At 64.8% G+C, this 26,408-nt stretch carries 27 protein-coding genes and 1 pseudogene; 11 read left to right on the forward strand and 17 right to left on the reverse strand.

The window, feature by feature from the left end:
* Window positions 1-33: 33 nt before the first annotated feature.
* On the reverse strand, window positions 34-834 hold the full coding sequence (locus K414_RS0110620; RefSeq protein WP_027495928.1) for a carbon-nitrogen hydrolase family protein: 801 nt from the start codon (window positions 832-834) through the stop codon (window positions 34-36).
* Window positions 835-880: 46 nt separating this feature from the next.
* Between K414_RS0110620 and K414_RS0110625 the strand changes: the two genes are divergently transcribed.
* A complete protein-coding gene (locus tag K414_RS0110625) occupies window positions 881-1,522 on the forward strand; it encodes a GntR family transcriptional regulator (protein WP_027495929.1) in 642 nt (213 codons plus the stop codon).
* On the opposite strand, the gene K414_RS0110630 is transcribed toward K414_RS0110625, so the two are convergent.
* Window positions 1,494-2,843, reverse strand: a complete 1,350-nt coding sequence (locus K414_RS0110630) for an MFS transporter (RefSeq protein WP_027495930.1) — start codon at window positions 2,841-2,843, stop codon at window positions 1,494-1,496. The genes K414_RS0110625 and K414_RS0110630 overlap by 29 nt on opposite strands.
* Before the next feature lie 130 nt (window positions 2,844-2,973).
* Between K414_RS0110630 and K414_RS0110635 the strand changes: the two genes are divergently transcribed.
* Window positions 2,974-3,648 carry a DUF2848 domain-containing protein gene (locus K414_RS0110635; protein ID WP_027495931.1) on the forward strand — a complete coding sequence of 225 codons (675 nt, stop codon included), beginning with the start codon at window positions 2,974-2,976 and terminating at the stop codon, window positions 3,646-3,648.
* A gap of 84 nt (window positions 3,649-3,732) precedes the next feature.
* Window positions 3,733-4,092: an FKBP-type peptidyl-prolyl cis-trans isomerase gene (locus K414_RS0110640; RefSeq protein WP_027495932.1), complete on the forward strand. Its 360-nt coding sequence runs from the start codon at window positions 3,733-3,735 to the stop codon at window positions 4,090-4,092.
* Between the two features lie 11 nt (window positions 4,093-4,103).
* On the opposite strand, the gene K414_RS0110645 is transcribed toward K414_RS0110640, so the two are convergent.
* The 3 genes from K414_RS0110645 to K414_RS0110655 are packed head-to-tail and all read right to left on the reverse strand — an operon-like array spanning window position 4,104 to window position 6,346.
* Entirely contained in the window at window positions 4,104-5,405 is a 1,302-nt protein-coding gene (locus tag K414_RS0110645; protein ID WP_027495933.1) for a HAMP domain-containing sensor histidine kinase, read from the reverse strand.
* On the reverse strand, window positions 5,402-6,130 hold the full coding sequence (locus K414_RS0110650; RefSeq protein WP_027495934.1) for a response regulator transcription factor: 729 nt from the start codon (window positions 6,128-6,130) through the stop codon (window positions 5,402-5,404). Before K414_RS0110650 ends, K414_RS0110645 begins: the two co-directional genes overlap by 4 nt.
* Before the next feature lie 9 nt (window positions 6,131-6,139).
* Complete coding sequence (locus K414_RS0110655; protein ID WP_032365896.1) at window positions 6,140-6,346, reverse strand: hypothetical protein; 207 nt, start codon at window positions 6,344-6,346, stop codon at window positions 6,140-6,142.
* Between the two features lie 151 nt (window positions 6,347-6,497).
* Here K414_RS0110655 and K414_RS0110660 point away from each other — a divergent pair, with 151 nt between their 5' ends.
* Entirely contained in the window at window positions 6,498-7,826 is a 1,329-nt protein-coding gene (locus K414_RS0110660; RefSeq protein ID WP_027495936.1) for a deoxyribodipyrimidine photo-lyase, read from the forward strand.
* Between the two features lie 6 nt (window positions 7,827-7,832).
* On the opposite strand, the gene K414_RS0110665 is transcribed toward K414_RS0110660, so the two are convergent.
* Both K414_RS0110665 and K414_RS0110670 read right to left on the reverse strand, forming a co-directional pair.
* The gene (locus K414_RS0110665) at window positions 7,833-8,735 is read right to left on the reverse strand and encodes a DMT family transporter (protein ID WP_027495937.1); all 903 of its coding nucleotides are present in this window, start codon (window positions 8,733-8,735) and stop codon (window positions 7,833-7,835) included.
* Window positions 8,736-8,805: 70 nt separating this feature from the next.
* On the reverse strand, window positions 8,806-10,662 hold the full coding sequence (locus tag K414_RS0110670; protein WP_037219116.1) for a propionyl-CoA synthetase: 1,857 nt from the start codon (window positions 10,660-10,662) through the stop codon (window positions 8,806-8,808).
* A 192-nt stretch (window positions 10,663-10,854) separates the two neighbouring features.
* On the opposite strand from K414_RS0110670, the pseudogene K414_RS29590 reads away from it, so the two are divergent.
* Window positions 10,855-11,010 (forward strand): annotated as a pseudogene (locus K414_RS29590) (diaminopimelate decarboxylase); the annotation flags it as partial.
* Between the two features lie 294 nt (window positions 11,011-11,304).
* Here K414_RS29590 and K414_RS0110680 read toward each other — a convergent pair.
* The 7 genes from K414_RS0110680 to K414_RS0110710 form a co-directional block, all read right to left on the reverse strand.
* Window positions 11,305-12,798: a carboxyl transferase domain-containing protein gene (locus K414_RS0110680; RefSeq protein WP_027495940.1), complete on the reverse strand. Its 1,494-nt coding sequence runs from the start codon at window positions 12,796-12,798 to the stop codon at window positions 11,305-11,307.
* Between the two features lie 10 nt (window positions 12,799-12,808).
* Complete coding sequence (locus K414_RS0110685) at window positions 12,809-14,008, reverse strand: ABC transporter permease (protein WP_027495941.1); 1,200 nt, start codon at window positions 14,006-14,008, stop codon at window positions 12,809-12,811.
* Window positions 14,005-14,898, reverse strand: coding sequence for an ATP-binding cassette domain-containing protein (locus tag K414_RS0110690; protein ID WP_027495942.1), 894 nt, complete (start codon window positions 14,896-14,898; stop codon window positions 14,005-14,007). The genes K414_RS0110685 and K414_RS0110690 overlap by 4 nt, the downstream gene beginning before the upstream one ends.
* 16 nt (window positions 14,899-14,914) lie before the next feature.
* The gene (locus K414_RS0110695) at window positions 14,915-15,466 is read right to left on the reverse strand and encodes a hypothetical protein (RefSeq protein ID WP_027495943.1); all 552 of its coding nucleotides are present in this window, start codon (window positions 15,464-15,466) and stop codon (window positions 14,915-14,917) included.
* 4 nt (window positions 15,467-15,470) lie between these two features.
* On the reverse strand, window positions 15,471-15,998 hold the full coding sequence (locus tag K414_RS0110700; RefSeq protein WP_027495944.1) for a hypothetical protein: 528 nt from the start codon (window positions 15,996-15,998) through the stop codon (window positions 15,471-15,473).
* Window positions 15,995-16,267 (reverse strand): helix-turn-helix transcriptional regulator, encoded by a 273-nt coding sequence (locus K414_RS0110705; protein WP_027495945.1) that lies wholly within the window; start codon window positions 16,265-16,267, stop codon window positions 15,995-15,997. The genes K414_RS0110700 and K414_RS0110705 overlap by 4 nt, the downstream gene beginning before the upstream one ends.
* 64 nt (window positions 16,268-16,331) lie before the next feature.
* Window positions 16,332-16,787: a MarR family winged helix-turn-helix transcriptional regulator gene (locus K414_RS0110710; protein ID WP_027495946.1), complete on the reverse strand. Its 456-nt coding sequence runs from the start codon at window positions 16,785-16,787 to the stop codon at window positions 16,332-16,334.
* Between the two features lie 80 nt (window positions 16,788-16,867).
* On the opposite strand from K414_RS0110710, the gene K414_RS0110715 reads away from it, so the two are divergent.
* A complete protein-coding gene (locus K414_RS0110715; protein WP_051365049.1) occupies window positions 16,868-17,698 on the forward strand; it encodes an alpha/beta fold hydrolase in 831 nt (276 codons plus the stop codon).
* Window positions 17,699-17,759: 61 nt separating this feature from the next.
* On the opposite strand, the gene K414_RS0110720 is transcribed toward K414_RS0110715, so the two are convergent.
* The gene (locus K414_RS0110720) at window positions 17,760-19,424 is read right to left on the reverse strand and encodes an ABC-F family ATP-binding cassette domain-containing protein (protein WP_027495948.1); all 1,665 of its coding nucleotides are present in this window, start codon (window positions 19,422-19,424) and stop codon (window positions 17,760-17,762) included.
* 57 nt (window positions 19,425-19,481) lie between these two features.
* Between K414_RS0110720 and K414_RS0110725 the strand changes: the two genes are divergently transcribed.
* The gene (locus K414_RS0110725) at window positions 19,482-20,330 is read left to right on the forward strand and encodes an aldo/keto reductase (protein WP_037220022.1); all 849 of its coding nucleotides are present in this window, start codon (window positions 19,482-19,484) and stop codon (window positions 20,328-20,330) included.
* 102 nt (window positions 20,331-20,432) lie between these two features.
* A complete protein-coding gene (locus tag K414_RS0110730; RefSeq protein ID WP_027495950.1) occupies window positions 20,433-21,254 on the forward strand; it encodes a uroporphyrinogen-III synthase in 822 nt (273 codons plus the stop codon).
* On the opposite strand, the gene K414_RS0110735 is transcribed toward K414_RS0110730, so the two are convergent.
* Complete coding sequence (locus K414_RS0110735; RefSeq protein WP_027495951.1) at window positions 21,251-22,324, reverse strand: NAD(P)-binding domain-containing protein; 1,074 nt, start codon at window positions 22,322-22,324, stop codon at window positions 21,251-21,253. The genes K414_RS0110730 and K414_RS0110735 overlap by 4 nt on opposite strands.
* 55 nt (window positions 22,325-22,379) lie before the next feature.
* Here K414_RS0110735 and K414_RS0110740 point away from each other — a divergent pair, with 55 nt between their 5' ends.
* The 3 genes from K414_RS0110740 to K414_RS0110755 all read left to right on the forward strand — a co-directional run bounded on the left by K414_RS0110740 (window position 22,380) and on the right by K414_RS0110755 (window position 25,309).
* Entirely contained in the window at window positions 22,380-23,111 is a 732-nt protein-coding gene (locus K414_RS0110740) for an enoyl-CoA hydratase (protein WP_027495952.1), read from the forward strand.
* Window positions 23,108-24,442 carry an ammonium transporter gene (locus K414_RS0110745; RefSeq protein WP_027495953.1) on the forward strand — a complete coding sequence of 445 codons (1,335 nt, stop codon included), beginning with the start codon at window positions 23,108-23,110 and terminating at the stop codon, window positions 24,440-24,442. Before K414_RS0110740 ends, K414_RS0110745 begins: the two co-directional genes overlap by 4 nt.
* A gap of 192 nt (window positions 24,443-24,634) precedes the next feature.
* Window positions 24,635-25,309, forward strand: coding sequence for a hypothetical protein (locus K414_RS0110755; protein ID WP_027495954.1), 675 nt, complete (start codon window positions 24,635-24,637; stop codon window positions 25,307-25,309).
* 67 nt (window positions 25,310-25,376) lie between these two features.
* Here the strand turns inward: K414_RS0110755 and K414_RS0110760 are convergent, their stop codons facing one another.
* The gene (locus K414_RS0110760) at window positions 25,377-26,324 is read right to left on the reverse strand and encodes an alpha/beta hydrolase (protein WP_027495955.1); all 948 of its coding nucleotides are present in this window, start codon (window positions 26,322-26,324) and stop codon (window positions 25,377-25,379) included.
* Window positions 26,325-26,408 lie beyond the last annotated feature (84 nt).

Genomic DNA, 26,408 nt, shown 5'->3' on the forward strand with positions numbered 1-26,408 from the left:
GAATTCGTCCATAACTTCGAGTTCGCGGCGCACTCAGGCGTCGAAGTGCTTGCGATTCTTCAGCACTGGCAGGTTCTTGCGCACGGCGTCGACCAGCTCGGTATGGATGTCGATCGTCAGCATGCCGGGTGTCGCGTCGAGTTGGCCGAGGATCTCGCCGGTGGGGGAGCAGACGATGCTGTGGCCGACGCCCAGTGGGGCATTGCCTTCGGCGGCAGCAGGTTCGGCTTGATCGCAGGCCGCGATGAAAGTGGTCGAGTCCAGGGCGCGTGCGCGGGCGAGCAGGGTCCACTGCTCCACTTTGCCGTCACCCGATCCCCAGGACGCCGGTACCACGACGAGTTCGGCACCGAGGTCGCCGAGTTTCTGGAACAGGGCAGGGAAGCGAATGTCGTAGCAGGTCGCGAAGCCGACGCGGACTCCCGCGATGTCGAGCACGAGCGGGTCGGAACCCGGTGCGACGGTATCGGATTCGGCGAATCCGAACGCGTCGAACAGATGAATCTTGTCGTAGCTCGCCTCGACGCCCGGGCCGGTGACGAGCAGTGTGTTGGTCACTCTGTCGTCGGGCGCGGGAGTGAACATTCCGGCGACGACGGTGATGCCGGCGTCGGACGCGATCCGACGAACGGTCTGTGCCCATTCGCCGTCCAGTGGCTGCGCGAACTTTCGGATGGGTCCGCCGAAGCAGCGCATCATCGCCTCCGGGAACACGACGAGGTCCGAGCCTGCGTGCGCCGCGGCGCGGGTGTGGGTCTCGATGAGTTCGAGGTTCTCGGTGGGGTTTTCGCCACTGGTGATCTGGGCCAGGCTGATGCGGATAGTCGAGCTCACGGTGTGACTCCTGGTTTCGTCGGGGGAAGACAGGTATACATATCGTATGCAACCACTGTCGGGGAGGGACAAGGCGTACCAGTTCGTCCGTGATCAGGTGTTGTCGTCACCGGCCGCCACCGGCACTTTTCTGAACGAACAGGAACTTGCGACTCGAATCGGCGTATCGCGCACGCCGGTGCGTGAGGCGTTGCTGATGCTGCAGTCCGAGGGTCTGGTCGAGATGGTGCCCAAGCGCGGTGCCCATGTGCCGGCGATGTCCGGACGACAGATCGGCGAATTGATGGATCTGCGCGGCGTTCTGGAACGGCACGCGGCGTCGCGGGCGTTGCGTGCCGGTGACGCTCCGATCGCGGCGATGCAGCATGCGTTGCATCAGCAGGAGCTGCTGATGAACTCCGACAGCACCGACGCTCCCAAGGAATTCATCGACTGGGACGGGACGTTCCATCAGAGTTTGATCGATTCGGCGGGCAGTGATCTGCTCTCGCGCACGTATGCCGGTTTGCGGGCGCGTCAGCTCCGAGTGGGCTTGAGTGCGTTGTTCACCGCCGCCAACCGGCAACACCGAGTGTGCGCCGAGCACCAGGCCATCATCGACGCACTGAGTGCCGGCGACGAGGGCCTGGTGCACGAGAAGATCGACGCTCACCTCGAGGTCACGCTTCAGACTCTGTTGCGCGCGTAGCGTTTTCGTGCTGCTGGCCCAGCAGCACGTAGTGCTCGTCCTCGGTGGGGTCCGGGTTGCGTCCGAGGGCGAGGCCGACGAGTGTCACGGCACCGACGACGACGATGTACCCGGCGATCGGCACCCAGCTGTCCGTCTTGTCCAACAGGTAGACGAAGATCAGCGGGGCCATCGCACCACCGAAGACACCGGCGATCGTGTACGCCAACGAGCTGCCGGTGGAGCGCAACCGAACGCTGAACTGCTCGGTGACGAATGCTGCCTGTGGCCCGTACATGAACGAGTGGAACGCCAGGCCCACCACCACACCCAGGATCAGCAGTGGTAGCGATCCTCCGCCGATGACGAGGAAGAAGATCGCACTCCACGCGACACCGCCCACGGCTGCGACGCCGTAGACGAGGCGTCGGTTGATGCGATCGGACACCGCTCCGGCGAGCGGGATCAGGCCGAGTTGGCATGCCGACCCGATCAGAATGGCGGTCAGTACCTCACTGCGCTCGAAGCCCAACTTCTGTGTGCCGTAAGTGATGGAGAAGACGGTGAACAGCGCGTAGATGACGTCCGGCGCGACACGAGACATGATGCCAGCCACCAGGGGTCGCAGTTCGGTCTTGAACACTTCGCTGATCGGTGCCTCGGAACGTTCGCCGCTTTCCTGCAGCGCCTTGAACACCGGGGTGTCCTCGAGCTTCAACCGGATCCACAGACCGAATCCGACGAGTACCGCGGAGAAAAGGAACGCCACGCGCCATCCCCAGGACTCGAACTGCTGGTCGGTCAATGTCAGCGTCAGAACAGCGAGTGCACCGTTGGCGAGCAGGTTGCCTGCGGGTGGTCCGATCTGTGCTGCCGAGGACCAGAATCCGCGTTTGCGTGGATCGCCGTATTCGCTCGACAGGAGAACGGCTCCGCCCCATTCGCCGCCGACGGCAACGCCCTGACAGAAGCGCATCGTGACGAGAATGATCGGTGCCGCGATGCCGATGGAGTCGTATCCGGGGATCAGACCGATGGCGAAGGTCGTGACACCGATCAACATCAGGGTGATGACGAGGAGCTGTTTTCGTCCGATGACGTCGCCGAGCCGTCCGAAGACGAACCCTCCGACCGGACGGGCGACGTACCCGACGGCGTATGTCGAGAAAGCCAGCAGAGTCCCGGTCAGTGGGTCACTGTCCGGGAAGAAGACCAGCGGAAACACCAGAGCTGCGGCGGCCGAGTAGACCGCGAAGTCGTACCACTCCAGTGCCGTTCCGGTGAGGCTGGCCGCAAAGGCCTTGGCCAGGCCTTTTCTATCTACCGAAACAGGTTCGGTCATGACGACTCCTTCGTGTGCCTGGGATCACTCTTTCCGTTGTACGTGCTCCATACTTGCTGTATACAAGACGTATGCGCAAGCCTTTGGGCGCATCGGAAACAGAAAATTTACGAGGAGAGGGTCCTTACTGATGCTCACATTCACGCTGCCCAACGGCACCTCCGAATCGGTCGAGGTGAACGCGTTGCTCAACGCCGGGTACGCCGGACGCAACCAGGAGGAGGTGGCGTCGCACATCGCGGAGCTGGCCGAACTGGGCGTTCCGGCTCCGACGGTGACCCCGGCGCTGTATCCCATTTCGCCGTACCTGGCGCAGCAGACGGACGCCGTTGCCGTCCAGCACGGCCGTACGTCGGGCGAGGCCGAGTGGGCGCTGGTGATCCTGGGCGACACGATCGACGACGTGCTGCTGACGGTCGCCTGCGATCACACCGACCGTGACCTGGAGGTGCACAGTGTCGCGTGGAGCAAGAACGCGGCTCCCGATGTGCTCGGCACCGGCGCGTGGCGTCTGTCGGAGGTCGCCGATCGGCTGGACGAGATCACCTTGACCGCGTGGGCGGACGGCGTCGCAATTCAGACCGGAACACTCGGTGATCTTCTCGCTCCGCACTACTGGCTCGACGTGCTCGCCGACCGTGGACTGTTCGCCCGTGGAACCGTGTTGATCTCCGGCACCATCTCGATGCACCCCGGTGTGAACCAGTTCGCCGACACCTGGAAGGTCGAGATGTCCGACCCCGCAACCGGCAATACGCTGACCTGCGAATACAAGACGATGTTGATGCCAGCTCCGATCGGCTGACCGTGACGACGTAAAATCGGTGCCGACCATGCCCAGAACACCGCAGTCGGCGTCGGCGGGCCGGCACAACCGCAGGAGACTTCAGTGACGAAGCCAGTGATCGAATTTCAAGCCGGACCGGCACCGTTGGATCTGGTGACGGTCGACCTCGTCGAAGGTGACGGCGCAGAGGCAGTGCCGGGCGGAAACGTAGAGGTGCACTACGTCGGCGTCGAGTTCGACACCGGCGAGGAGTTCGACTCGTCCTGGAACCGCGGCGAGTCCATCCAGTTCCCGCTCCGTGGTCTCATTCAGGGCTGGCAGGACGGCATCCCCGGGATGAAGGTCGGCGGACGCCGCCAGCTCACCATCCCGCCGGAGCTCGCGTACGGCCCCGCCGGCGCAGGTCACCGTCTGTCCGGCAAGACGCTCGTCTTCGTCATCGATCTGCTCGACGTCAAGTAGCAGATCTCTCGTCAGCGGTCCTGTAGCTCGAGCACCAATCGGGCACCCCCGAGGGGGCTGTCTGCCAGATATGCGCGGCCACCGTGCAATTCGGCCTGCTGGGCCACCAGCGCGAGACCGAGGCCGGAGCCGCCCTTCGCGGCTCCGGCTCCACGCTCGAAGCGTCCGAACACCGATTCGCGTTCGTCCACCGGAACGCCGGATCCGTTGTCGTCGATCAGGATTCGGACCAGCGCGTCCGCGCGCTCGACGCGAATGACGACGGTGCTCGCCCCGCCGTGCCGGACGGCGTTGCCGATCGCGTTGTCCACCGCGAGTCGAACTCCGGTGGGTAGTGCGCGAATCGTGATCTCGCACTCCGGTTCCGACTCCACCCGAACGTCCAGACCCGGGTGCTGACGCTGCGCATCCTGCGCGGCGACGTCGCAGATGTCGATGATGTCGGTCTCGACCCGGTCGCCCTCGCTGGACAATTCACCCGATGCCAATCGTTCGAGCGCGGTCAGCGTCGTCTCGACTCGGCCTTGGGTGCGCTCGAGGTCGGTCAGAATTTCCTGTTGCTGCGCGCGCTCGAGGTCGAGGGTGCGCAACACTTCGATGTCGGTACGCATCGCAGTCAACGGGGTGCGCAGCTCGTGGGCCGACACGGCCGCGAAATCGCGCGCCGTGTCCAGGGCGGCATTGGTGCGTTCCTGTGCCTCGTTCAGTCGGGTGAGCATGCCCCCGATCGCGACCGCGAGCTCGTCGGCCTCGGTGACTCCGGTTCGGGTCTGCGGCGCCGACGGAGGCTGAGCGCTGACCTGCCGCGTCAGCGTCACCAGCGGTCTGACGGCACGTCCTCCGAACAGCCAACCCAGGCCCGTCGACACGGCGACCGCCGCCAGCCCCAGCAGGATCACCTGTCTCTGTTGCTCGTCGGTCACCTGCTGCGCCTCGATGGCCGGGACACCGATGGAGATGGACACGGACGAGACCACGGTCGAGGTCGCGGTGTAGACCCGAAACCGCTGACCGTCCACATCCACTGTCTGAGAACCGGTGTCGAGGGCCGGCAACCGCGTCGGCGTCGAGGCGACGACGATGTCTCCGCTGCGAATGGTGACAGCGAACGCGCCGGACAGCTGATCGATGAAGGCTTCCAGCGTCGACGAGTTCGGGACCAGCACCTGCGATGCCGTCGTCAGACGCTCGTCGAGCTGGTTGACGTTGTTACGGGAAATGGCCACCGACGTCACCACGGCCAGGGCCGCCACGACGAGGGTGGCACCGAGGGCAGTCGCCGCCGCGACCCTGGCGCGAAGTGAGAAACTCATACCGACTCCCGCACGACGAAGCCCACACCGCGGACGGTGTGCAGGATGCGCGGCGAGCCGTCGCTCTCGAGTTTGCGGCGTAGATAGCCGACGAACACGTCGACGACGTTGGTGTCGGCGACGAAGTCGTATCCCCAGACCAATTCGAGGAGTCGCTCACGCGTCAGTACGACGCCCTTGTTGCGGGCAAGAATGGCCAGCAACTCGAACTCGCGCTTCGTGAGATCGATGTCGACGCCGTCGCGGTGCACTCGGTACCCGGCGATGTCGACGACCAAAGTGCCCACGGCGACAGCTGAATTGGGGATGCCAGGATCGGCTACGGGAATGACCGGACTGGTGCCGCGCCGCCGGAGCATGGCCCTGATGCGGGCCACCAGCTCGGCGAGCACGAACGGTTTGGTGAGGTAATCGTCGGCACCGGATTCGAGACCCGCGATGCGATCGTCCACAGAGCTGCGGGCGCTGAGAACACAGATCGGAATGTCGTTCCCCATGGCGCGCAATGCAGTCACGACGCTTGCGCCATCGAGTACCGGCATGTTGATGTCCAGCACGATCGCGTCGGGCGAGGTGCGCGACACCACGCCGAGCGCCTCGGCCCCGTCCGACGCCGTGATGACCGTGAAGCCGGACAGGCGTAGGCCCCGCTGCAACGACGACAACACATCGGTGTCATCGTCGACGACGAGGACGGTGGCGGGGGTGCTCGGCGATTCGGTCACCTCCCAATGCTAGGCAACCCAGCTGTCGACGGTGGTACGCCGCTCCTCGGGCGTCTTGGCAAAGAATTCTTCCAGGGCCGTGCGGCGATCGACGTCGGCGTCGAGGGTCCAGGCGAGGGCGGGTGCCTTGGCATAGAGCTGCTCGTAGTACTTCTCGAACGTGCAGGTGCTCTCGACGAGGGAGAGGGCACCGGGGAAGGGGCGGATGTTCGTCATGATGTTCTCTCCTCTGCTCGCGGCTGATCGGCGTATTTCCCAAGGTAGAGGCCGATGTTGCGGCGGCGGTGAGCATGGATTGGCGATTCTCTGAGAATCCCCGAAACAGTGATGGGGGTTGCTCGTAGCCGGGTTGGGTAAGACTGACGGCATGTCGCTCGTTTGGTTTCGCCGTGATCTCCGACTGGGGGATCTGCCCACCCTCACCGCCGCTGCCGAGACCGGGGATCCGGTACTGGGGCTCTTCGTACTGGACGACCGATTGCTCAAGCCCTCCGGCGGTCCGCGCAAGGACTTCCTGTTCCGGTCGCTCGAGGCACTGAACGAGCAGCTCGACGGAAGACTGATGGTGGTGCACGGCGACCCCGAGTCGGTGGTGCCGAAGGTGGCGAAGGCGATCGACGCCGACGAGGTGCACATCAGCGCCGATTACGGTCCATACGGCCGGGAGCGGGACCAGCGCGTCGGTGAGAAGGTGACGCTGGTCGAGACCGGGTCGCCGTATGCCGTTGCGCCCGGACGGATCACCAAGAACGACGGTGAGCCGTACAAGGTGTTCACGCCGTACTCACGGCAGTGGATGGAACACGGTTGGCGTGGACCGGCCGATACGTCTGCGAAAACCGTGACGTGGATCGACCCCGACGACGTGAAAGGCGTGAAGCGGGCGAAGATTCCGAGCGAGACGGAAACCTCCGACGCCGACGCAGGGGAGAAGGCCGGACGGGCGCAGTGGGAGGATTTTCTCGACGACGTCTCGAAGTACGACGACGAACGCAACCGCCCCGACCTGGATTCGACGAGCCGGATGTCGGTGCATCTGAAATACGGCACCATTCATCCGCGCACCATGCTGGCGGACCTGGGCAAGCTCCGCAACGAGGGTGCCGCTGCGTATCGGAGGCAGATCTGCTGGCGAGACTTCTACGCCGACATCCTGTTTCAGCGCCCCGACAGCGCGCGGGAGAATTACGTCAAGAAGTTCGACAAGATCGAACTGGACTCGGGCAAGCACGCCGACGAGCTGTTCGACGCCTGGTGCAAGGGTGAGACCGGCTTTCCGATCGTCGATGCCGGTATGCGGCAATTGAACTCGGAGAAGTGGATGCACAACCGGGTCCGTATGATCGTCGCGTCGTTCCTCGTCAAAGACCTGCACCTGCCGTGGTGGCGAGGTGCCCGCTATTTCATGCAGCATCTCGTCGACGGCGATCTGGCCAACAATCAGCACGGCTGGCAGTGGACCGCCGGCACCGGTACCGACGCCTCGCCGTACTTTCGGGTGTTCAACCCGATCACCCAAGGTGAGAAATTCGATCCGACGGGCGATTACGTCCGGCGCTGGGTACCGGAGCTACGCGGCGAGGAGGGAAAAGCCGTGCACACGTTGAAGTTCGGCCGACCCAAGGAGTACGTGGATCCGATCGTCGACCACAAGCACGAGCGTGAGGTTGCTATCGCGCGGTTCAAGGCGCTGTAACGGCTGCTATTTCCTGCGGGACAATCCGACACCCACGAGGCAGATGACACCGCCGACGACGGCGAGAATGTGCGGTATCTCGCCGAGCAACAACCAGGCCAGAGTGATGGTGATCGGCGGTACCGCATATGTGGTGATGCCGAGCTTGCCCGCGTTCATGCGCGTCAGCGCGTAAGCCCAGGTACTGAACGCCAGCGCGGTGGGAACCAGGCCGAGGTAGAGCAATCCGCCGGTGGCTCCGGCCGAGGCGGTCGACAGGTCGTCGAGCAGAGCAGGCGCGAACGGAAGCGTGCAGACCGCGCCGATGGTGCAGGCCATCCAGGTGACCTGCAGGCCGGGGACCGTGCGCAGTACCGGCTTCTGGCTGAGTACTCCGATCGCATAGGTCACTGCGGATACGAGACACAGTGCGATGCCGAGGAAGTCGGCGTCCGTCCTGGTGGTCGAGGTGGTGGTCACGGCGGTGACGACGCCGACCATGACGGCACCGGCGAACGCGATACCGGCACCGATCACCAACCACTTCGGAAAGCCCTCGCCCAGAAGCAGACCGGCGAACAGCGCCACCAGGATGGGGCCGATCTGAATGATCATCGACGTCGTTCCGGCGTCGACACGTTGCTCGGCGGCGTTGAGGGCGACGTTGTAGACGCCGAACCAGAACACGCCGACGCTGGCGATCTGTAACCACTGAGTGCGGTTCGGCTTGACCCACTGTCTCCTGACCAGCACGATCGCGCCGAGGGCGCACGATCCGATGAGGAGCCGGCCCAGAGCGAGTGGGCCGGCACCGAACGATTCACCGACGCCGCGGATGGCGACGAAGGCCGAGGCCCACGAGATCACCGTGACGGTGACCGCACCGAGGGCGAGCCAGTCGACGGCGGGGCGAGTGTCGAGATCTGTCATGCCGAGGACGCTATCGTGCGGGAGTGCCCCATGGCGCGCGGGTTTCGGCCATGGTTGCTTCGGTTTCCGCCTATCTGCCGAGTAGCTTCTCCAGTGCATCGAGGACTGCGGGATCCTCAATGGTCGACGGGACCCCGTACTGCTCACCGGCGACGATCTGTCGCATCGTCTTTCGGAGTATCTTGCCCGAGCGGGTTTTCGGCAGAGCTCCGACGATCGTCACATCGCGGAACGTCGCCAGTGCACCGATTTGATCGCGGACCATGGCCACCAGTTCGGTACGCAATTGCTCCTCGGAGATGTCCTCGCCGGCCTTGAGAACCACGTACCCGCTGGGACGCTGGCCCTTGAGGTCGTCGTGGATACCGATGACGGCGCATTCGGCGACGGCGGGATGGCCCGCGAGCACCGCCTCCATCGACCCTGTGGACAGGCGGTGGCCGGCGACATTGATGACGTCGTCGCTGCGACCGAGTACGTAGACGTAACCGTCGGCGTCGATGTAACCGGAGTCGCCGGTGAGGTAGTAACCGGGGAACGTATCGAGATACGAACGTTGGAAACGTGATTCGTCGTTCCACAGTCCGACCAGCGCACCGGGCGGCAGTGGTAGCTGCACGACGATGTTGCCTTCCGAGCCTGCGTCCACGGGATTACCGGACGCGTCGAGGATACCGACCTGGAATCCCGGTACCGGTACGGTCGGCGATCCGGGTTTGATCGGAAGTGGTTCCAGCCCGCGAAGATTGGCGCAGATGGCCCACCCGGTCTCGGTCTGCCACCAATGATCGACGACGGGTCGATCGAGGGTGCGTGAAATCCACTCGTAGGTATCGGGATCGAGGCGTTCACCGGCGACGAACAGTGTCTCCAGCGAGGACGTGTCGTATTTCTCGAGCTCGGCAGCGTGGGGATCGACCTTGCGAATGGCGCGCAGCGCGGTCGGTGCGGTGAACAGAGCCCGCACACCGTGGTCCTGGATCACCCGCCAGAACGCGCCTGCATCGGGAGTCCCGACGGGCTTGCCCTCGTAGAGAACCGTTGTGGCACCGGCGAACAGCGGGCCGTAGACGATGTACGAGTGTCCCACCACCCACCCGACGTCGGAGGCCGTCCACATCACCTGACCGGCATTCACGTCGTAGATGTTGCGCATCGACCACGTCAACGCGACGGCATGACCGCCGTTGTCGCGCACCACGCCCTTGGGCTTGCCCGTCGTACCCGACGTGTAGAGGATGTACAGCGGATCCGTCGCCGCCATCGAAACCGGTTGTGCGGCTGACGCGTCGGCGATGAGGGTGTCCCAATCCAGCCACTCGTGTTCGCCGGGAATGCCCTCTCGTGATTTCACGATCACGGCCGGTGTGTTCGCGGTCGTGAGCGTCAGGGCGCGCTGCACCAACGGCAGATACTCGATGACGCGCCCCGGTTCGAACCCACCGCTCGCGGTGATCAGCAGCACCGGCTCGGCGTCGTCGATGCGCGCGGCGAGTTCTTTGGCGGCGAATCCGCCGAACACCACCGAGTGCACCGCACCGAGTCGCGCACACGCGAGCATCGCGATGACGGCCTCGGGAATCATCGGCAGATAGATGACCACGCGGTCGCCCGGCCCGACGCCCTGCGCGCGCAGCACCCCGGCGAAGCGCGCGGTCTCGTCGAGAAGTTCGGCGTAGGTGTAGCTCCGGGTGAGCCCGAGCATCGCCGAGTCGTAGATCAGCGCGGTGCGATCGCCGTGGCCGGCGTCGACGTGCCGATCGAGTGCGTTGACGCATGTATTGAGACGGGCTTCGGGAAACCATTGCGAACCGTCGAACGCCGTGGTGGGAGGGGTGTCCCAGTCGACTCCCGACGCGGCCGCCAGCCAGAAGTCCTCGCGGTTGTCGATGCTGCTGTCGAACGCCTGCCGATACTCGCCACTCATGTCTGCGAGCGTAGTTCGAGGTGGGGTGGTCCGGGCCGGGTTGCGCACTACCGGCGACGACCGGCGGAATCCCGTCGACCGGCGGTCGGAATGTGCATCGGTGCCCACACGCCGTCAAGATTCACCGCTGGGGCGTCAAGATTGCGTCAACACCCCTGTTCGACGCCACCGCCCGGCGCAAGACTTCTTCTCATGACTCTTGTGGACATACTTCCGTCTCTCGGTGCCGCCTACGTCTCGCGGTGCGATCCAGCGCTCTGGCCGGCGGACACTCACTGTGTGTGCGGTCGCATCACCGTCGACGGCGTTGCGTTGGAGGATGTGGCCGATGCCGAGGGCACTCCGGTGCAGTGGGGCTCGATTCTGGTGACTCGGGTGCGTTCGGTGATCGCAGGCGAAGTGGGCGTCGACGCCGAGTTCGGGGATCTGCTGCAGGCCGTCGTGGTCAATCGGCATTCGGTGGGCCCGGTGGTCAAGGTCGACGTGCACGGTCCGGGGCGCTGCTGCGTCAGTCCGGTCGAGTTGCCCGCGGACCTTCGGGCGGGCGATGTGTTGGCGCTCGTGACCTCGCACGTGCACGGCGGAGCCTGCGGTCGTTCCGCAGGCTCCACTCCGGTCTCGTAGCAGGGGTTGAGTTTCCACTCACAAGGCGACCCCGAGAGTGCGGTAGCGACCGAGTCGCGCACTCGTCCGAGCTGCCGCTTCGAGGGTCGACAGCTCGCGTAGTTCGCGGACAATGGCATCGGCGATGCGACCAGAGAACGCGGCCGGTTCGTCGGCCGCGTCGGGGAGTTCGGGAACGATGGCGTCGACGATGCCGTCTCGCAGCAGGTCGACCGACCTGATGCCCTGAGCCTCGGCCATGTCCGGTGCATGGGCGGTGTCGCGGTGCACGATGGCGCTGGCTCCCTCGGGTGGAAGCGGTGCGAGCCAGGCATTCTGGGCACACAGGACGCGGTCCGCGGGCAGCAATGCGAGTGCTCCGCCGCCGGTGCCCTGGCCCAGTAGTACCGACACCGTCGGGGTGTTCACGGTGACCAGGTCGGAGATCGACCGCGCGATCTCGGGAGCGAGACCACCCTCCTCGGCTTCTTTGGACAGTGCTGCGCCGAATGTGTCGATGACGAGCACCAGAGGTAGCCGGAGTTCCTCGGCCAGGCGCATGCCGCGGCGAGCTTCTCGTAGTGCTGCCGGACCCATCGTTGCCGTGGCGGTGCTGCTGCTTCGGTCGTTGCCGAACAGCACGCAGGAGACACCGCGAATGCGGCACAGGGACAACAGGATCGAGGTGTCGGCCTCGCCCTGGCCGGTGCCGCTGAGCGGAACATGTTCGGCCGCAGCATGTTCGATGATCTGCCGAATCCCTGGACGATCGGCGCGGCGCGACGACTGCACCGAGTGCCAGGCCGATTGCTGGGGAATGCTCGTACGTTCGACTTCGGGAACGTCCGTCCACACGGATGCGTCGACGATCACTCGCAGCGTGCGGATCAGCAAGTGACGCAATTGCTCGACCGGCACCACACCGTCGATGACACCGTGCTGGTACAAATTCTCGGCGGTCTGGACGCCATCGGGAAATGGCTTGTCGTACAGGGCCTGATACACCCGCGGGCCGAGGAACCCGATGAGGGCCTCGGGTTCGGCGACGGTGACGTGGGCCGGTGAACCCCAGGATGCGAAAACGCCTCCCGTCGTCGGATTGCGGAGATACACCACATACGGCAGGTGCGCCGCTTTGTGTGCGGTGACGGCGGAGGCGATCTTGACCATCTGCACGAAGGCCAACGTTCCCTCCTGCATGCGCGTGCCACCGGAGGTAGGGGAGGCAATGAGTGGCAGGCCCTCTGCAGTGGCGCGCTCGATTGCGGAGGTGATGCGCTCGGCCGCCGCGACTCCGATCGATCCGGCGAGAAACGCGAACTCGCAGGCGATGAACGCGACGCGTCGGCCGTCGATGGTGCCCTCGCCGGTCAACACCGATTCGTCGACGCCACTCTTCTCGCGAGCCTTGGCCAGATCCTTCTGGTAGGACTCCCCAGGATGGACGTCCACGGGCGTGGAGTCCCACGACACGAACGATCCGCCGTCGAGAACGGAATCGAGAATCTCGGCGGCGGATGTCCGTGGGCTCATGGCGCGAACTCTATCGAGCGAAAGCTTCCTTCCACGAGACGGTCTTGCCGATCCGGAGAATGGAGCGCTGGTAGATCTTCGCCGCGCCCATGGCCAGAATCGCGGTGGTGACGATCATCAGGACCGCCGAGCCGACGATCTGCACCGGCGAGGTCACGCCGGCCGCAATCCGCAGCGGCATCATGATCGCGGAGAACGGAGGAACCCAGCTCAGCGTGTTGGCGAGAGTGCTCTCCGGATCGCTGACGGAATAGAAGGCCGCGAAGAACATGGCCATGATCAGGATCAGCAGTGGCATGGTCGTCGAGTTCACGTCCTCCTGCCGCGAGACCATGGATCCGCCCGCTGCATAGAGCACTGCGAAGAACGCGAAGCCGAGAATGAACCACGCGAGTGTGGCCGCGAAGACACTCACCGCGGCACCGGTGACGGTGAGAACCCCTGTGCCCAATCCTGCACCGACGCCGGCTATTCCGTACAGGGCGAGCTGCAGGATGCCGACCGCACCGATGCCGAGGATCTTGCCCCAGAGCAATTGCAGCGGGCGGACGGTGGACAGCAGTAGTTCGACGACGCGTGAGGACTTCTCCTCGACAACGCCCATCGCGACGTACATGCCGAAACCGATGATCTGTGCGTACAGCAGGAACACGGCGGACAGAGCCAGGGCGGTCCGCTGACCGGCCTCGGGGTCGGGCGGATCGATTGCGTCGACGGTGACCGTTGCGGCGCCCGTTCTTGCGGCAAGCTCGTTCTGATCGACACCCTGTTGCGCCAGTGCAGCATTCGTGGCTTGCGTCGCGACACTGCCCTCGACGACGGCGCGCAACGTGCCGGTCAGATCGGACTCGGTGACGGCGGTGTATGCGCCTGCGTTGCCGTCCGGAACCAACGCCACGTCGAGATCCCCGGATTCGACGCCACTGCGCGCGGCCGCCGCGTCGGCAACGTCACGGACTTCGACGGGACTTCCGACGGCGTCGCCGGTCGCCTCCAATACAGCCGCGATCGACTGATCTCCGGCGACGCCGATCACGTCGCGTTCCTCGTCGCCGCTGCCGGAGAAGATCGAGAACGCGATGATGCCGCCGACGATGACGGCCAGGATGATCACGTTGCTGATGACGAAGCTCTTCTTCATCACCTGAACGGTGAACTCGCGCTTGGCGATCAGTGAGACCGCGCTGAAGGAATTCAGTTGTGAGCTCATGCCACTACCGCCTCTCGGAACAGGTCGCTCAGGGAAGGTTTCTGGATGGAGAATTCGTGGACCGGTCCGGTCGCGAGAGCGGCCCGCAGGACTTCTTGATCATCGGCTCCCGGTGCCAGCCCGAGAACGGTGACGCCGTCGCTGTGCCCGAGTGTGCTCACTCCGGCGATGCCCGACGCCCATCCGGGCGCAGCGTTCGGTGCGTGGACGTGCAGGTGCGAATCTCCTGATCCGCGTAGTTCGTCGACGGTACCGACGGCTTTCATCGAGCCGGCGGCGATGATGCCGACGCGGTCGCACAGGCGTTGCACCAGATCGAGTTGGTGGCTCGAGAACACCACCGGCACTCCGGCAGCGGCCTTTTCGCGCAGTACCTCGCTCATGACATCGACGGCGATGGGGTCGAGGCCGGAGAACGGTTCGTCCAGCACGAGAACCGCGGGGTCGTGCACCAGCGCTGCTGCCAGCTGTACACGCTGCTGATTGCCCAGGCTCAATGCGTCGACGGTGTCGTTGACGCGCTCGTCGATGCCGAGGCGTTCGGTCCAGCGAATCACTGCGGCTTTGGCATCCTTCGACGAGAGGCCGTGCAGCTCGGCCATGTACGCCAGTTGCGGGCCGACCTTCATCTTCGGATACAGGCCTCGCTCCTCGGGCATGTAGCCGATAGTCCGGCGGACGTCGAGGTCGACGGGCTTGCCGCCCAACAGAACCTGGCCGAAATCTGCCGACAGCACGCCCAGCGCGATGCGCATCGTGGTGGTCTTGCCCGCGCCGTTGCTGCCGACGAAGCCGAACAGTTCGCCCGGCCGGACGTCGAAACTCAGGTTGTCGAGGGCGATCTTGTCGCCGTATCTCTTGGAGACGGAGTCGATCGTGAGGGTGCTCATGGTGCCCTTTCGGTCGTTACTGCTGTTCGAACTCTTCGGTGTCTTCTGGTTCGGGGTCAGGGGTTATCCACGCGAGAATGATTGCCGGGGTCGATATTCCGATCATCAAGGCTGCGAGAGTCCATCCGCCGCCGGCGTAGGCGAGACGGGGGAGGTCCGGAAAGGTCGTGGACAGGACGATCAGCGCGAAGGCCGCAGCCATGACCAACCCCTGCGTGACGGTGAGGCCGATGGATCGAGCTTCGTTGCGCTGCTGTACTTCCCATTCGTCCAGTGCTCCGACGGGTGCATCGCTGTGGCGGCCGGAGACCGTTTGTAGAGCGGTCCAGATCGGTATGAAGATGAGTGCGGCGGGAATCCAGGCGATTGCGGCCCACGAGAAGAACAGCGTCGAGATGCTTATGACGAGGAACGTCATGTCGGCAGCCATCACTGCGATGGCGAGAATGCGGCGTCGATGTTGCGTGCGCCATTTCGGAAGCCAGTGTCTCGTGTTGGCGTCGTTCTCGAGGAATCGCCGGGTGCGATAGGCCTGATAGCGGGTGAGGATGTCGGGTTGCGGGGTCATGGTCTCAGCCGTCCTCTGGGTCGTAGTCCGGAGTAGTCCACGCGAGAAGCATTGCGGGGGTGGCCCCTCCAGCGCTCAATGCGGTCAGCATCAGTGCGCCGCCGGAGATCCCGAAATTCGTTGCCCCGAAAATTGATCCGAGGAACAGGTACGCCGCGGCAGCGGTGCCCAACGCTTGAGTAACCGTCAGGCCGATGGATCGGGCTTCGTTGCGGAGCTGGACTTCGAGCTCGTCGAGCGCATCCACGGGGGCTTCGGCGCGCCGATTCGACACGATGCCGAGGACGATTGCCGCGAACGTGAACACGATGTAGCAGATCCCCCAGGATCCGATCGCCCAGTCGAACACCGGTTCCGAGAGTGCGAATCCCGCAGATGCCGCGAGCAGTACCAGAAGGAACGCAACGAAGGCTCGGCGTCGTTTCTGGGGTCGCAGTCCCGGTAGCCAATTCGCATAGGTCTTTTCGTTCTCCAGGAATACTCTCGTCCGGGCTTCCTGATATCTGCTGAAGATGCTGGGACCAGTGTTCATCGATCCTTTTCCTTTCGGAAGAGTTCGGCCGAGAGTGGTCCGAGTTCGGTGCGTGAGAACACTGCTTCGATCGGCAGATCGAAGACGTCGCAGATGCGCATCGCGAGGTCCAAGCTCGGGTAGTGGTCGCCTCGTTCGAGGGCGCCCACGGTCTGGGGGTTGACTTCGACGAGTTCGGCCAGTTGCGCGCGGCTCATCTTTCGTTCTGCCCGCAGAACACCCACCCTGTTGAAGATCGGGAGCGCGGTACCGCGCTTGACGGGGCTCATGACAATGAAGTGTTGTATAAACCCAACGATGTGTCAACCAGTGCGAACAAAATGGCTGATTTGTCTACGGGGTCTGCTGCTCCCGAGTGGAGGCAACGATGGCACGCATCGTCATCAGAAACTGGTCGATCGTTGCCCGCTGCTCGGGTGTGAAACGCGCCAGCTCGTCGACTGCTCGGCCGATGACGGGGCCGAAGAATGTCGTCCCGAGTTCCGACGCATGCGCGGTCACGCGCAGCAATACTCGCCGGCGATCGGATGGGTCTGCTTCGCGTGACACCAAGTCTCGCTTGCTCATTCGATCGATCAGGGCAGTGATCGACGCGGATTCCAGGCCCAGCTGTCCGCCGAGCCAGCCGGGTGTGGCACGCGTTCCGGCTCGGTCCGCATCCAGTAGGCAGATCAGCGCGCGGATGTCTGTCGGGTGAAGTGAGTGCTTCTGAGCGAAGTCTGCGCCGAGGAGATCGAGCTCGACGGTGAGCGCTCGCAGCTGATGCACGGCGGCGACAGGTTCGGTCATGTGCTGATCCCTCGAGAGATGCTGGACGAGATGTCTCTCTATTGTCTACTATCTCGATCATCGAGAGAATAGGGTTACCAGTGACGCTCGACGGATTCTTCACCGCCTACGACCGGGTGCTGCAGAAGTGGCCGGCGGATACCCAAGCAATCGACGTGAACACGGTGCACGGCACCACGCGAATCAACGCCTGCGGACCCGTCGACGGCCCGGCATTGGTGTTGCTGCCGGGCGCGGGTGCGACGTCGACCGTCTGGTTCGCCAACGTCGAGGCACTCTCGCAGCGATATCGGGTGTACGCGGTCGACCTCATGGGCGATGTCGGGCGCAGTGTTCCCGGTGAGCAGTCCATCGACTCCGTGGTCGAGCTGCTGAACTGGGTGACAGCGGTGCTGGATGAACTGGGCCTTCGAGCTGTGGCACTGTGCGGCCATTCCTACGGCGCGATGATTGCCCTGGCGTACGCCTTGCGCAACGAGAGCCGCGTCGATGCACTCACGCTCCTGGATCCCAATGCTAGCTTCGGCTCCATGAGTCCGCGGTATCTGCTGCATGCCCTGCCGATATTGCTCGCTTCCAACGAGAAACGGCAGCGAGCTTTCGTCCGATGGGAAACCGATGACGCGCAGTTGGATCCGGATTGGCTCGACGTACTTGCTCTGGGAGTCGCGCATGCTCCGACCACAAAAACCATTGTTCCGAAACGGCCGAAACCTGCTGCGTTCGCGAACTTCGGTGTAGCGACAACCGTGGTGCTGGCAGGGAATGGCAAGGTGCACAATGCCGCTCGGATCGAATCTGCGGTCCGAACCGTCCTGCCTGCAGCGCGGACCGTGATACTCGACGGAGCCACACATCACACGTTGCCGATGCGTCCCGCCGCCGAGGTGAACGAAATCCTTTTCAGATGACGAAAATCGGGTGCAGCTGACCGCGCTCACCGCGGTCAGCTGCACCCGATTTCACTGCGACCTACAGCTCCGACAACTGCCCGTCGGCCATCGTCCAATGACGAGTGCTGCGAACGGTGTCGAGCATTCTGCGGTCGTGGGTCACCAGCAACAGCGTGCCCTCGAAGTTCTCCATCGCGCGTTCGAGTTGTTCGATGGCAGGCAGGTCGAGGTGGTTGGTCGGCTCGTCCAACACCAACAGGTTCACGCCACGGGCCTGCAGCAAAGCGAGTGCCGCTCGGGTTCGCTCACCGGGCGAGAGCGAGGACGCCGGCCGCAGTGCATCGTCGCCGCGCAGCCCGAACTTGGCCAACAGTGTGCGGACCTCGGCGTCGGGCCACTCGGGAACTGCTGCACTCAAGGCGTCGGACACTGTTCCGTCGCCGACGAAATAGGCTCGTGCCTGGTCGATTTCGCCGATCGCCACACCCGAACCCAGTGAGGCCGTTCCCTCGTCCGGCGTCAACCGGCCCAGCAGTACCGAGAGCAACGTCGTCTTGCCGGAGCCGTTGGGTCCGGTGATCAGGATGCGATCGCCCCAGTCGATCTGCGTCGTCACCGGACCGAAGGTGAACTCCGATCGGCGTACGACGGCTCCGCCCAACACCGCGACAACGGTCCCGCTGCGAGGAGCCGCCGCGATCTCCATCCGCAGTTCCCATTCCTTACGGGGTTCCTCGACCACCTCGAGTCGCTCGATGCGGCGTTGCGTCTGACGGGCTTTCGCGGCTTGCTTTTCGGTCGACTCGGCGCGGGTCTTGCGGGCGATCTTGTCGTTGTCGGTGGCCTTGCGTCGCGCATTGCGGACGCCCGATTCCATCCAGTTTCGTTGCATCTGCGCGCGAGACTCCAACGCGGACTTGGTGTCTGCGAACTCGTCGTACTTCTCCCGTGCATGCTGGCGCGCAATTTCTCGTTCCGCGAGATAGGACTGGTAGCTGCCGTCGTACACATCGATGTGACGCTGCGCTCGATCGAGCTCGACGACACCGGTCACCGTCCGCGCCAGAAACTCGCGATCGTGACTGACGACGACGATGGCCGCCCGTGTCGCGACGACGAATTGTTCGAGTTGCTCGAGGCCTGCGAGGTCCAGGTCGTTGGTGGGCTCGTCGAGCAGAAGAATGTCGTAACGCGCGAGCAGAATCGCGGCGAGCCCGGCTCGGGCGGCTTGCCCACCCGATAGATCCGTCATGAATGCGCCGCCGTCGACATCGAGGCCCAGATCCGCGAGTACCTTCGCCGTCCGCTCCGCCAGATCGGCACCGCCGAGCGCCAGCCACTTCTCGAGCGCAGGGGTGTAGAGGTCCTCGTCGGCAGGAGCGGAGCCTGCGGAGTGACCGGAGTCGCTGCCACCCAACGCCTCGGCGGCTGCGTTCATGGAAGCTTCGGCCGAAGTGACCCCGGTCCGCCGGCCGAGGAAATCCAACACCGTCTCCCCGGCGATGCGCTCGGGCTCCTGCGCCAGATAACCGACGGTCGCGTCGGGCGGGCTGGTGTAGATCTCACCCTCGTGATCGGCCGTTCCCACGCCCGCCAGCAGCGTCAACAGCGTCGATTTACCGGCACCGTTCGCACCGATCAACCCGATCACATCACCCTCGGTCACCGTCAGATCGAGGCCGGAGAACAGGGTTCGATCGCCGTGAAAGGCGGCCAGATCGTCGATGCGGAGCGTGGCAGTCACCGGACCAGTATCCCCGGGACCGGGAACAGATTCACAGCGCCGTCCGTTGGCATTCGTATGACGTATTCAGCCGAGACCAGTACTGTCCCGACCATCGTGCTCAACGACGGCACGTCGATTCCCCAGCTCGGGTTCGGTGTGTGGCAGGTTCCCGACGACGGTGCCCAGGCCGCAGTCTCCGAGGCGTTGAAGGTCGGATACCGCAGCATCGATACCGCCAAGGTGTACGGGAACGAGGCCGGCACCGGCAAGGCCATCGCGGAGTCCGGCATCGCGCGCGACGAACTGTTCGTCACCACCAAGCTGTGGAACGACGATCAGGGCTACGACTCCACCCTGAAGGCCTTCGACGCCAGCATGGATCGTCTGGGCCTCGAGTACCTCGACCTGTACCTGATTCACTGGCAGCAGCTCGATCGCGACAAGTACATCGACACGTTCAAGGCGTTCCAGAAGCTGAAGTCGGACGGCCGCATCGGTTCGATCGGCGTCTCCAACTTCACCATCCCCACGCTCGAGAAGCTGATGGACGCCGTCGGTGAGGTCCCGTCGGTCAACCAGATCGAGCTGCATCCGCGCTTCATCCAGGAAGAACTGCGCGCTTTCCATACCTCGAAGGGCATCGCTACCGAGGCGTGGAGCCCGCTCGGCTCCGGCACCGTGCTGGACGACCCGGCCTTCGCGCCCATCGCCGAGGCACACGGCGTCACCCCGGCGCAGGTGATTCTGCGCTGGCACATCCAGCTCGGCAACGTCGTGATCCCCAAGTCGGTCACCCCGGAGCGGATCGCGAGCAACTTCGACGTGTTCGGCTTCGAGCTGAGCAACGACGAGATTCAGCAGATCAACGCTCTGGACACCGCCGACGGCCGCACCGGCCCGGACCCGGACAAGTTCAGCAGCTGACCCGCCATGTGAGTGGAACTTCGTAGTGGACTACGAAGTCCGGAGTGGAGCCTGCGGAACGACCGCGGGCACAGCGCGCACATGGGGGCCTAGTCTGTACCCATGTCGGAACCGCTCGCAGGCAAGACCGTTGCCCTCACCGCCGAGCGGCGTGCAGACGAATTGGCCACCATGCTCGAACGCCGCGGCGCGAACATCGTTCACGCCGCGGCGATTCATGTTCTGCCCCTGATCGACGACTCGGAGCTGAAGTCGGCTACCGAAGGCATCGTCGATCGTCCCCCGCAGATCGTGGTGATCAGCACCGGTATCGGCTTCCGTGGCTGGCTCGACGCGGCGGCCGAATGGGGTGTGCGCGACGACCTCCTGGCAGCGCTCGGGCACACGCGAATCATTGCGCGTGGCCCCAAAGCGCGTGGTGCGATCCGGGGTGCCGGGCTGCGTGATGAATGGTCGCCCGCCACCGAAGCATCGCAGGAAGTCGCCGATCATCTTGCTGCCCAGGGTGTTTCGGGTGCCGACATCGCCGTGCAACTGCACGGCGTCATCACCGAATGGGAACCGACGATTCATCTGAGCGATGCTCTGAGCGACCTCGGCGCGCATGTGCGACCGATCCCGGTGTACCGCTGGATCCGCCCCGTCGATCAGGCCCCGCTCATCGACTTGTTGGCACAGATCATCGAGCATCGAGTGGACGCAGTGACGTTCACGAGCGCTCCCGCCGTCGCCTCCCTGCTGTCGACGGCCAAGGACAACGGCATGCTCGACGCCTTCCTCGCCGCACTTCGAGGCCCCGTCGCCGCGGTCTGCGTGGGGCCGGTGACGTCGGCCCCGTTGGATGCGTTGGGCGTTCCGACGTCGATGCCGGGCCGTGCGCGTCTCGGTTCCCTGGCCAAGTTCGTCGTCGAGCAGCTGGGTTAACCCAGAGTCTCGAGCAACTCCGTCACCGCTGCTCGCCCGGCCCGGTTCGCCCCGATCGTGCTCGCGGACGGGCCGTACCCCAGCAGGTGGACGCGATGGTTCGCGGCGACCCGGGTGGTCAGCCTGCCGTCCATGACGATTCCGCCGCCGTGCCCGCGCAGTCGCAGTGGGGCAAGGTGATCGAGGGCGCTGCGAAATCCGGTGGCCCACAGGATCACGTCGGCGTGCTGGGTCGAACCGTCCTCCCAGACAACGGAATCGGCGGTGATCGAGGAGAACATCGGCTTGCGTTCGAGAGCGCCACGTTCGCGTGCGGCAGCCAGCGACGGGGTGAGCAACAGGCCGGTCACCGAGACGACCGAGCCCGGTGGCAGGCCCGCTCGCACCCGCTCCTCGACCATGGCGACGGCTTTGCGTCCGGCGTCGTGGTCGAATTGGCTGTCCCGGAACACCGGTGGTCGACGCGTCACCCATGTTGTGGTGGTGACCTGCGAGATCTCGTCGAGTAGCTGCACGGCCGAGATTCCGCCGCCGACCACGACGACGTGTTTGCCGACGAACTCGTCCGCGGTTCGGTAGTCCTTGGTGTGCAGTTGTCTACCGGTGAAGGACTCGGCTCCGTCGTAGTGCGGAACGAACGGCTTCTCCCACGTTCCGGTCGCATTGATGAGGCCCTCGGCCATGACGACCGTGTCGCCGGCCTCGACCCGAAAGAGTGGTTCGCGGTCGCACACGACGGTCACCGTGACGGGGCGTCGGACATTCAGTTCGAACCGTTCCTCGTACGCGCGGTAGTAGCGGGGAACCGCGTCGGCTGCCGCGATGGATTCGGGTGGCTCATCTCCCAGCGTGTCGGCGAACGGCATCCCGGGCAGATCGTGCACTCCGTTGACGGTGCTGAGCGTCAGCGACGGCCACCGGAACTGCCAGGCACCGCCGGGTCCGGGGGAGCGGTCGAGCATGACGAAGCCCGCACCTGCGGCAAGTCCGGCCCGCCGGAGGTGGTAGCCGGCCGAGAGCCCGGCCTGGCCGGCACCGATGACAGCAACCCGAGTGTCGATCACGAGTATCAGTAGATCAGGCCCCGCCCTGTGACCGCCGCTACCAGCCGGTAACCTGCTCGGCGTGATCGGACACACTCGTGACGGCGATGTCGTCATCCTGGAATTGCAGCGACCGGACAAGCGCAATGCGCTGAGCACGGATCTCTGTGTCGCGCTACGACGCGAAGTCGAGCAGGCGGATGCCGACGGCGCGCGGGTCGTGGTGATCACCGGGCAGGGCAGCAGCTTCTGCGCCGGTGCCGACCTGACCGGAGATGCGTTTCCCGACGCGTTCGGCGAGACGCTGGAAGGCATGCTCAACGCAATCGAGCGAGTGTCCGTTCCCGTCGTGGCGGCGATCAACGGGCCTGCCGTCGGAGCGGGGACGCAACTGGCCATTGCCTGCGACCTGCGGGTGGTCGCACCCGAGGCATTCTTCGAGATTCCCTCCACGCGTCTCGGAATCGCAGTGAGCAACTGGACGATCAAGCGGCTGGCGGCATTGGCCGGCGGCGGCGTGGCGCGCACGATCCTGCTCGGCGGCGAACGGGTGCACGCCGATCAGGCGTATACATGCGGTCTGGCCAACAAGCTCGGCGATCGCGATGTTGCCGTGCAGTGGGCGCACTCGATCACTGCCCTTGCACCCCTGGCGCTGCGACACCTCAAGCTGGTGTTCAACGACGACGGCGCGCACGACGATCCGACGCCCGCACAGCGCGCGGCATTCGAGGCCGCGTGGAGCAGTGCGGACATGAAGGAAGCGCGCCGCGCGCGAGCCGAGAAGCGCGCACCGAAATTTGTGGGCAAGTGATCAACGGAGCGCCCGACGCGGGCGACACGGCCTGGTTGCTGGCGAGCACCGCGCTGGTCTTGCTGATGACGCCGGGCCTGGCCTTCTTCTACGGCGGCATGGTGCGCTCGAAGAGCGTGCTGAACATGATGATGATGAGCCTGTCGGCCATCGCCGTCGTGTGGTTGCTGTGGTTGGTGTTCGGGTTCTCGATGGTGTTCGGCGACAACGTGATCGGCGGCTGGGTCGGAAACCCGTTGCAGTACGCCGGTTTCGAGGGTTTGCTCGGCGGCGTGTACACCTCGGCGGCGGGCACGGTGTCGATTCCGTTGGTGGGAACCGTCCCGGCGTTGGTGTTCGCAGCGTTCCAGGCAGGATTTGCCATGGTGACGGTCGCGCTGATCTCCGGTGCCGTCGCAGACCGGATGCGTTTCGTGCCGTGGGTGCTGTTCGCGGCCCTGTGGTCCACGCTGGTGTATTTCCCTGTGGCGCACTGGGTTTTCTCGCTCGACGGGCTCACCAGTGAGTTCGGCGGGTGGATCACCAACAGGCTCGGCGCGATCGACTTCGCCGGTGGCACGGCCGTGGAGATCAACGCGGGTGTGGCCGGGCTGGTGCTGGCCCTCGTGGTCGGCAAGCGGAGCGGGTGGCCGCGAGATCCCATGCGTCCGCACAATCTTCCGGCCGTCATGCTCGGAGCCGGACTGCTCTGGTTCGGCTGGTTCGGTTTTAACGCGGGCTCGTCGTTGGCGGCCGACGGCGTCGCCGCAGTGGCGCTGGTGAACACGATGGGCGCGGGCGCGCTGTCGATGGCGGCGTGGCTCGTCGTCGAGAAATGGAGGGATGGGCACGCGACGTCGTTCGGCGCGGCGTCCGGAGTGGTGGCCGGACTCGTCGCGATCACGCCGTCGTGTACTGCCGTCACACCGATCGGTGCAGCCGCGATCGGCATCGTCTCGGGCGCGTTGTGCGCGTTGGCGATCGGCCTCAAATATCGCTTCGGCTACGACGATTCACTCGACGTCGTCGGTGTGCATCTCGTCGGCGGTGTCGTCGGAACGCTGATGATCGGACTCGTCGCCAGTGCGCAGATGCCGGCGGGCAAGGACGGTTTGTTGTACGGCGGCGGTCTGCATCAACTCTGGGTGCAAGCCATCGCCGTCGTGGCGGTGTTCGCGTACACGGCAGTCGTCACCACCGCTATCGCGTTCGCAATCAAGGCCGTCATGGGCGTGCGCGCCGACGCGCAGCACGAGGCCGACGGCCTGGACGAGCACGAGCACGCCGAGTCCGCCTACGACTTCGGAGTGGGCCACGGAGGCAGCAACAAGCCTGGTCTTTTCGGTAAGTAGGGGCAAACCCTGCGCGTCCTTTACGAACCGATCGGTCGCTGAAAGTCGTTCTGTCCCTTTCGCGTTGATGCGATCGATCGTTGTTCGGTTCGACCCCTCTCGTTCATCTTCGGTTCGCTCTTCACGCTCGTTGTGCCCATAGCTTTTCGCTGCTCGGTATCGAGAGATGGACACGACGAAAGACTGAGGAACATGAAGCTGACTCGATTCGCGGCAACGTCCGCATTGGTCATTGCAGCGATGACGACCGCCATGGGCACCGCCTATGCGGATCCGGCACCGGCTCCCGCCGCTGCCGTCGGGTGGAACGTCACCCAGGCCGGCAACCAGGTCCTCGTCGACACGACGGCCGGCACCCTGAGCAACGAAGACAACCACCTGGTCGTCCGTGACGCCAACGGCGCACTCGTCGACTCCGTACCGCTCGCCATCGCCGCCGACGGATTCTCGCACCCCGTCGCTGCCGACATCGACGGCAACCACGCCACTCTGACCGCTGATGTCTCGCCTGCCGCGGCAACCCCGGTCTCCACCTCCCTCCCCGGCCTGCAGCAGGTCGACCTGCCCGCCGCAGTCGCAGGCGTCAAGGACAACCTCAGCCTCACCGCCTCCGTCGGTGGATTCCTCGGTGCTGCAACCGGAATCGTCGGCGGATGCATCCTCGGAATCATCACCGGAGTCGTCGTGACCGCACCGGTCGCGACTCTTCTCGGAGCAGGCCCCATCGGCGGCTGCGTCATCGGCGCAATCGCCCTCGGTGCCATCGGATCGCTCGCCGGCACCTCCGCCGGTGGCCTCGGCGCAGTCATCGGTAACGCCGGACAGTTCATCCAGCTGCTCAACGCTCCTCCCGCAGTGAAGAAGTAACACCGCCTCGACAGCAGTGCTGTGGCCCGCATCGGATATCCGGTGCGGGCCACAGTCGTCGAAAGGTCTAGCGAGCCAGGGCGAGATCTCCCACGTGAGCTCGCCGAGCTGCCGTCACGAGTTCGACGATGGCGTCCGCCACCTCGTGTGCTCGTTCGAGAATCACCATGTGTCCGGCCTGCGCGATACGTACCAACCGTGCGTCGGGCAGGTGGGATGCAAGGGTTTCCGAGTGTCGCATCGGCGTCATCAGGTCGTCCGAACCGCACAGCACCAGCGTGGGAATCGAGGCCAGCGCGGCCAGACCGGCCACCTCGTCGAGTCCGCGGAACGCGCCGAGGAAGCCGGCCATCGTCACGATGGACGTGTCGCCGAGCATCGCCGTCGCCAGAGTGACCACCCGCGGGCTGACTTTGTGGGAGCCGCATCCCGCCGTCCTGACGATGGGCGCGCACACCCCGCGACTGAGCCTCTTGGCACCCGACATCAATCGAGGGGCCCGTCGAACAGCTGCCTGAAACGCCGACACGGCCGGATGCGCGAGGCAGCGACCGAGCCCGTCGTCGGTGATCCCGCCTGCGGACGTCGCGATCAACCCGACCCCGACGAGGCGCGAGCCGACGGCATCCGGGTACTGACGCGCGTAGGAGAGCGCCGTCATGCCGCCCATCGAGTGTCCGATCAGAACGAACGGCCCGACCGGTACGACAGCGCGGATCACGTCGGCCAGGTCCTCGCCGAGCTGATCGATGGTGCAGCTGTCGGGCGTTGCGGCACCGGATTCGCCGTGGCCGCGGTGGTCGTACAGAACGATTCGCGTGTTCTCGCCCCAGACATCCTCGACGTGGGTGCGCAGCTCGGTCCACGACTGCATCCGCAGGCAGTGTCCATGGACGAACACCACGGTCAGAGCCGCATCGGGCCGTCCGAACTCGCGCACTGCGAGCGTGGTTCCGTCCCCTGCGGCGACGGTGCTCCGGCGACCGACCAGGTGGTTCTGCTCACTCGTACTCATGTGCGCTCCGCGGTGTCAGGGTCACGTGACGCGACGTGGATGTTGTCCGGTACGTCGCTCGTACGACACGCCGTGTTACCTGAG

Origin of the sequence: Rhodococcus sp. JG-3, from assembly GCF_000482405.1 — a bacterium.
Classification (GTDB): domain Bacteria; phylum Actinomycetota; class Actinomycetes; order Mycobacteriales; family Mycobacteriaceae; genus Rhodococcoides; species Rhodococcoides fascians.

Coding starts and splice junctions, on each gene's coding strand:
- K414_RS0110700 (WP_027495944.1), bottom strand. CDS start 15,998: ATGAACACTGGTCCCAGCATCTTCAGCAGATATCAGGAAGCCCGGACG.
- K414_RS0110630 (WP_027495930.1), bottom strand. CDS start 2,843: ATGACCGAACCTGTTTCGGTAGATAGAAAAGGCCTGGCCAAGGCCTTT.
- K414_RS0110655 (WP_032365896.1), bottom strand. CDS start 6,346: ATGACGAACATCCGCCCCTTCCCCGGTGCCCTCTCCCTCGTCGAGAGC.
- K414_RS0110645 (WP_027495933.1), bottom strand. CDS start 5,405: ATGAGTTTCTCACTTCGCGCCAGGGTCGCGGCGGCGACTGCCCTCGGT.
- K414_RS0110680 (WP_027495940.1), bottom strand. CDS start 12,798: ATGAGCCCACGGACATCCGCCGCCGAGATTCTCGATTCCGTTCTCGAC.
- K414_RS0110665 (WP_027495937.1), bottom strand. CDS start 8,735: ATGACAGATCTCGACACTCGCCCCGCCGTCGACTGGCTCGCCCTCGGT.
- K414_RS0110685 (WP_027495941.1), bottom strand. CDS start 14,008: ATGAGCTCACAACTGAATTCCTTCAGCGCGGTCTCACTGATCGCCAAG.
- K414_RS0110710 (WP_027495946.1), bottom strand. CDS start 16,787: ATGACCGAACCTGTCGCCGCCGTGCATCAGCTGCGAGCGCTCACCGTC.
- K414_RS0110760 (WP_027495955.1), bottom strand. CDS start 26,324: ATGAGTACGAGTGAGCAGAACCACCTGGTCGGTCGCCGGAGCACCGTC.
- K414_RS0110730 (WP_027495950.1), top strand. CDS start 20,433: ATGTCGGAACCGCTCGCAGGCAAGACCGTTGCCCTCACCGCCGAGCGG.
- K414_RS0110705 (WP_027495945.1), bottom strand. CDS start 16,267: ATGAGCCCCGTCAAGCGCGGTACCGCGCTCCCGATCTTCAACAGGGTG.
- K414_RS0110755 (WP_027495954.1), top strand. CDS start 24,635: ATGAAGCTGACTCGATTCGCGGCAACGTCCGCATTGGTCATTGCAGCG.
- K414_RS0110625 (WP_027495929.1), top strand. CDS start 881: ATGCAACCACTGTCGGGGAGGGACAAGGCGTACCAGTTCGTCCGTGAT.
- K414_RS0110635 (WP_027495931.1), top strand. CDS start 2,974: ATGCTCACATTCACGCTGCCCAACGGCACCTCCGAATCGGTCGAGGTG.
- K414_RS0110690 (WP_027495942.1), bottom strand. CDS start 14,898: ATGAGCACCCTCACGATCGACTCCGTCTCCAAGAGATACGGCGACAAG.
- K414_RS0110695 (WP_027495943.1), bottom strand. CDS start 15,466: ATGACCCCGCAACCCGACATCCTCACCCGCTATCAGGCCTATCGCACC.
- K414_RS0110725 (WP_037220022.1), top strand. CDS start 19,482: ATGACGTATTCAGCCGAGACCAGTACTGTCCCGACCATCGTGCTCAAC.
- K414_RS0110660 (WP_027495936.1), top strand. CDS start 6,498: ATGTCGCTCGTTTGGTTTCGCCGTGATCTCCGACTGGGGGATCTGCCC.
- K414_RS0110670 (WP_037219116.1), bottom strand. CDS start 10,662: ATGAGTGGCGAGTATCGGCAGGCGTTCGACAGCAGCATCGACAACCGC.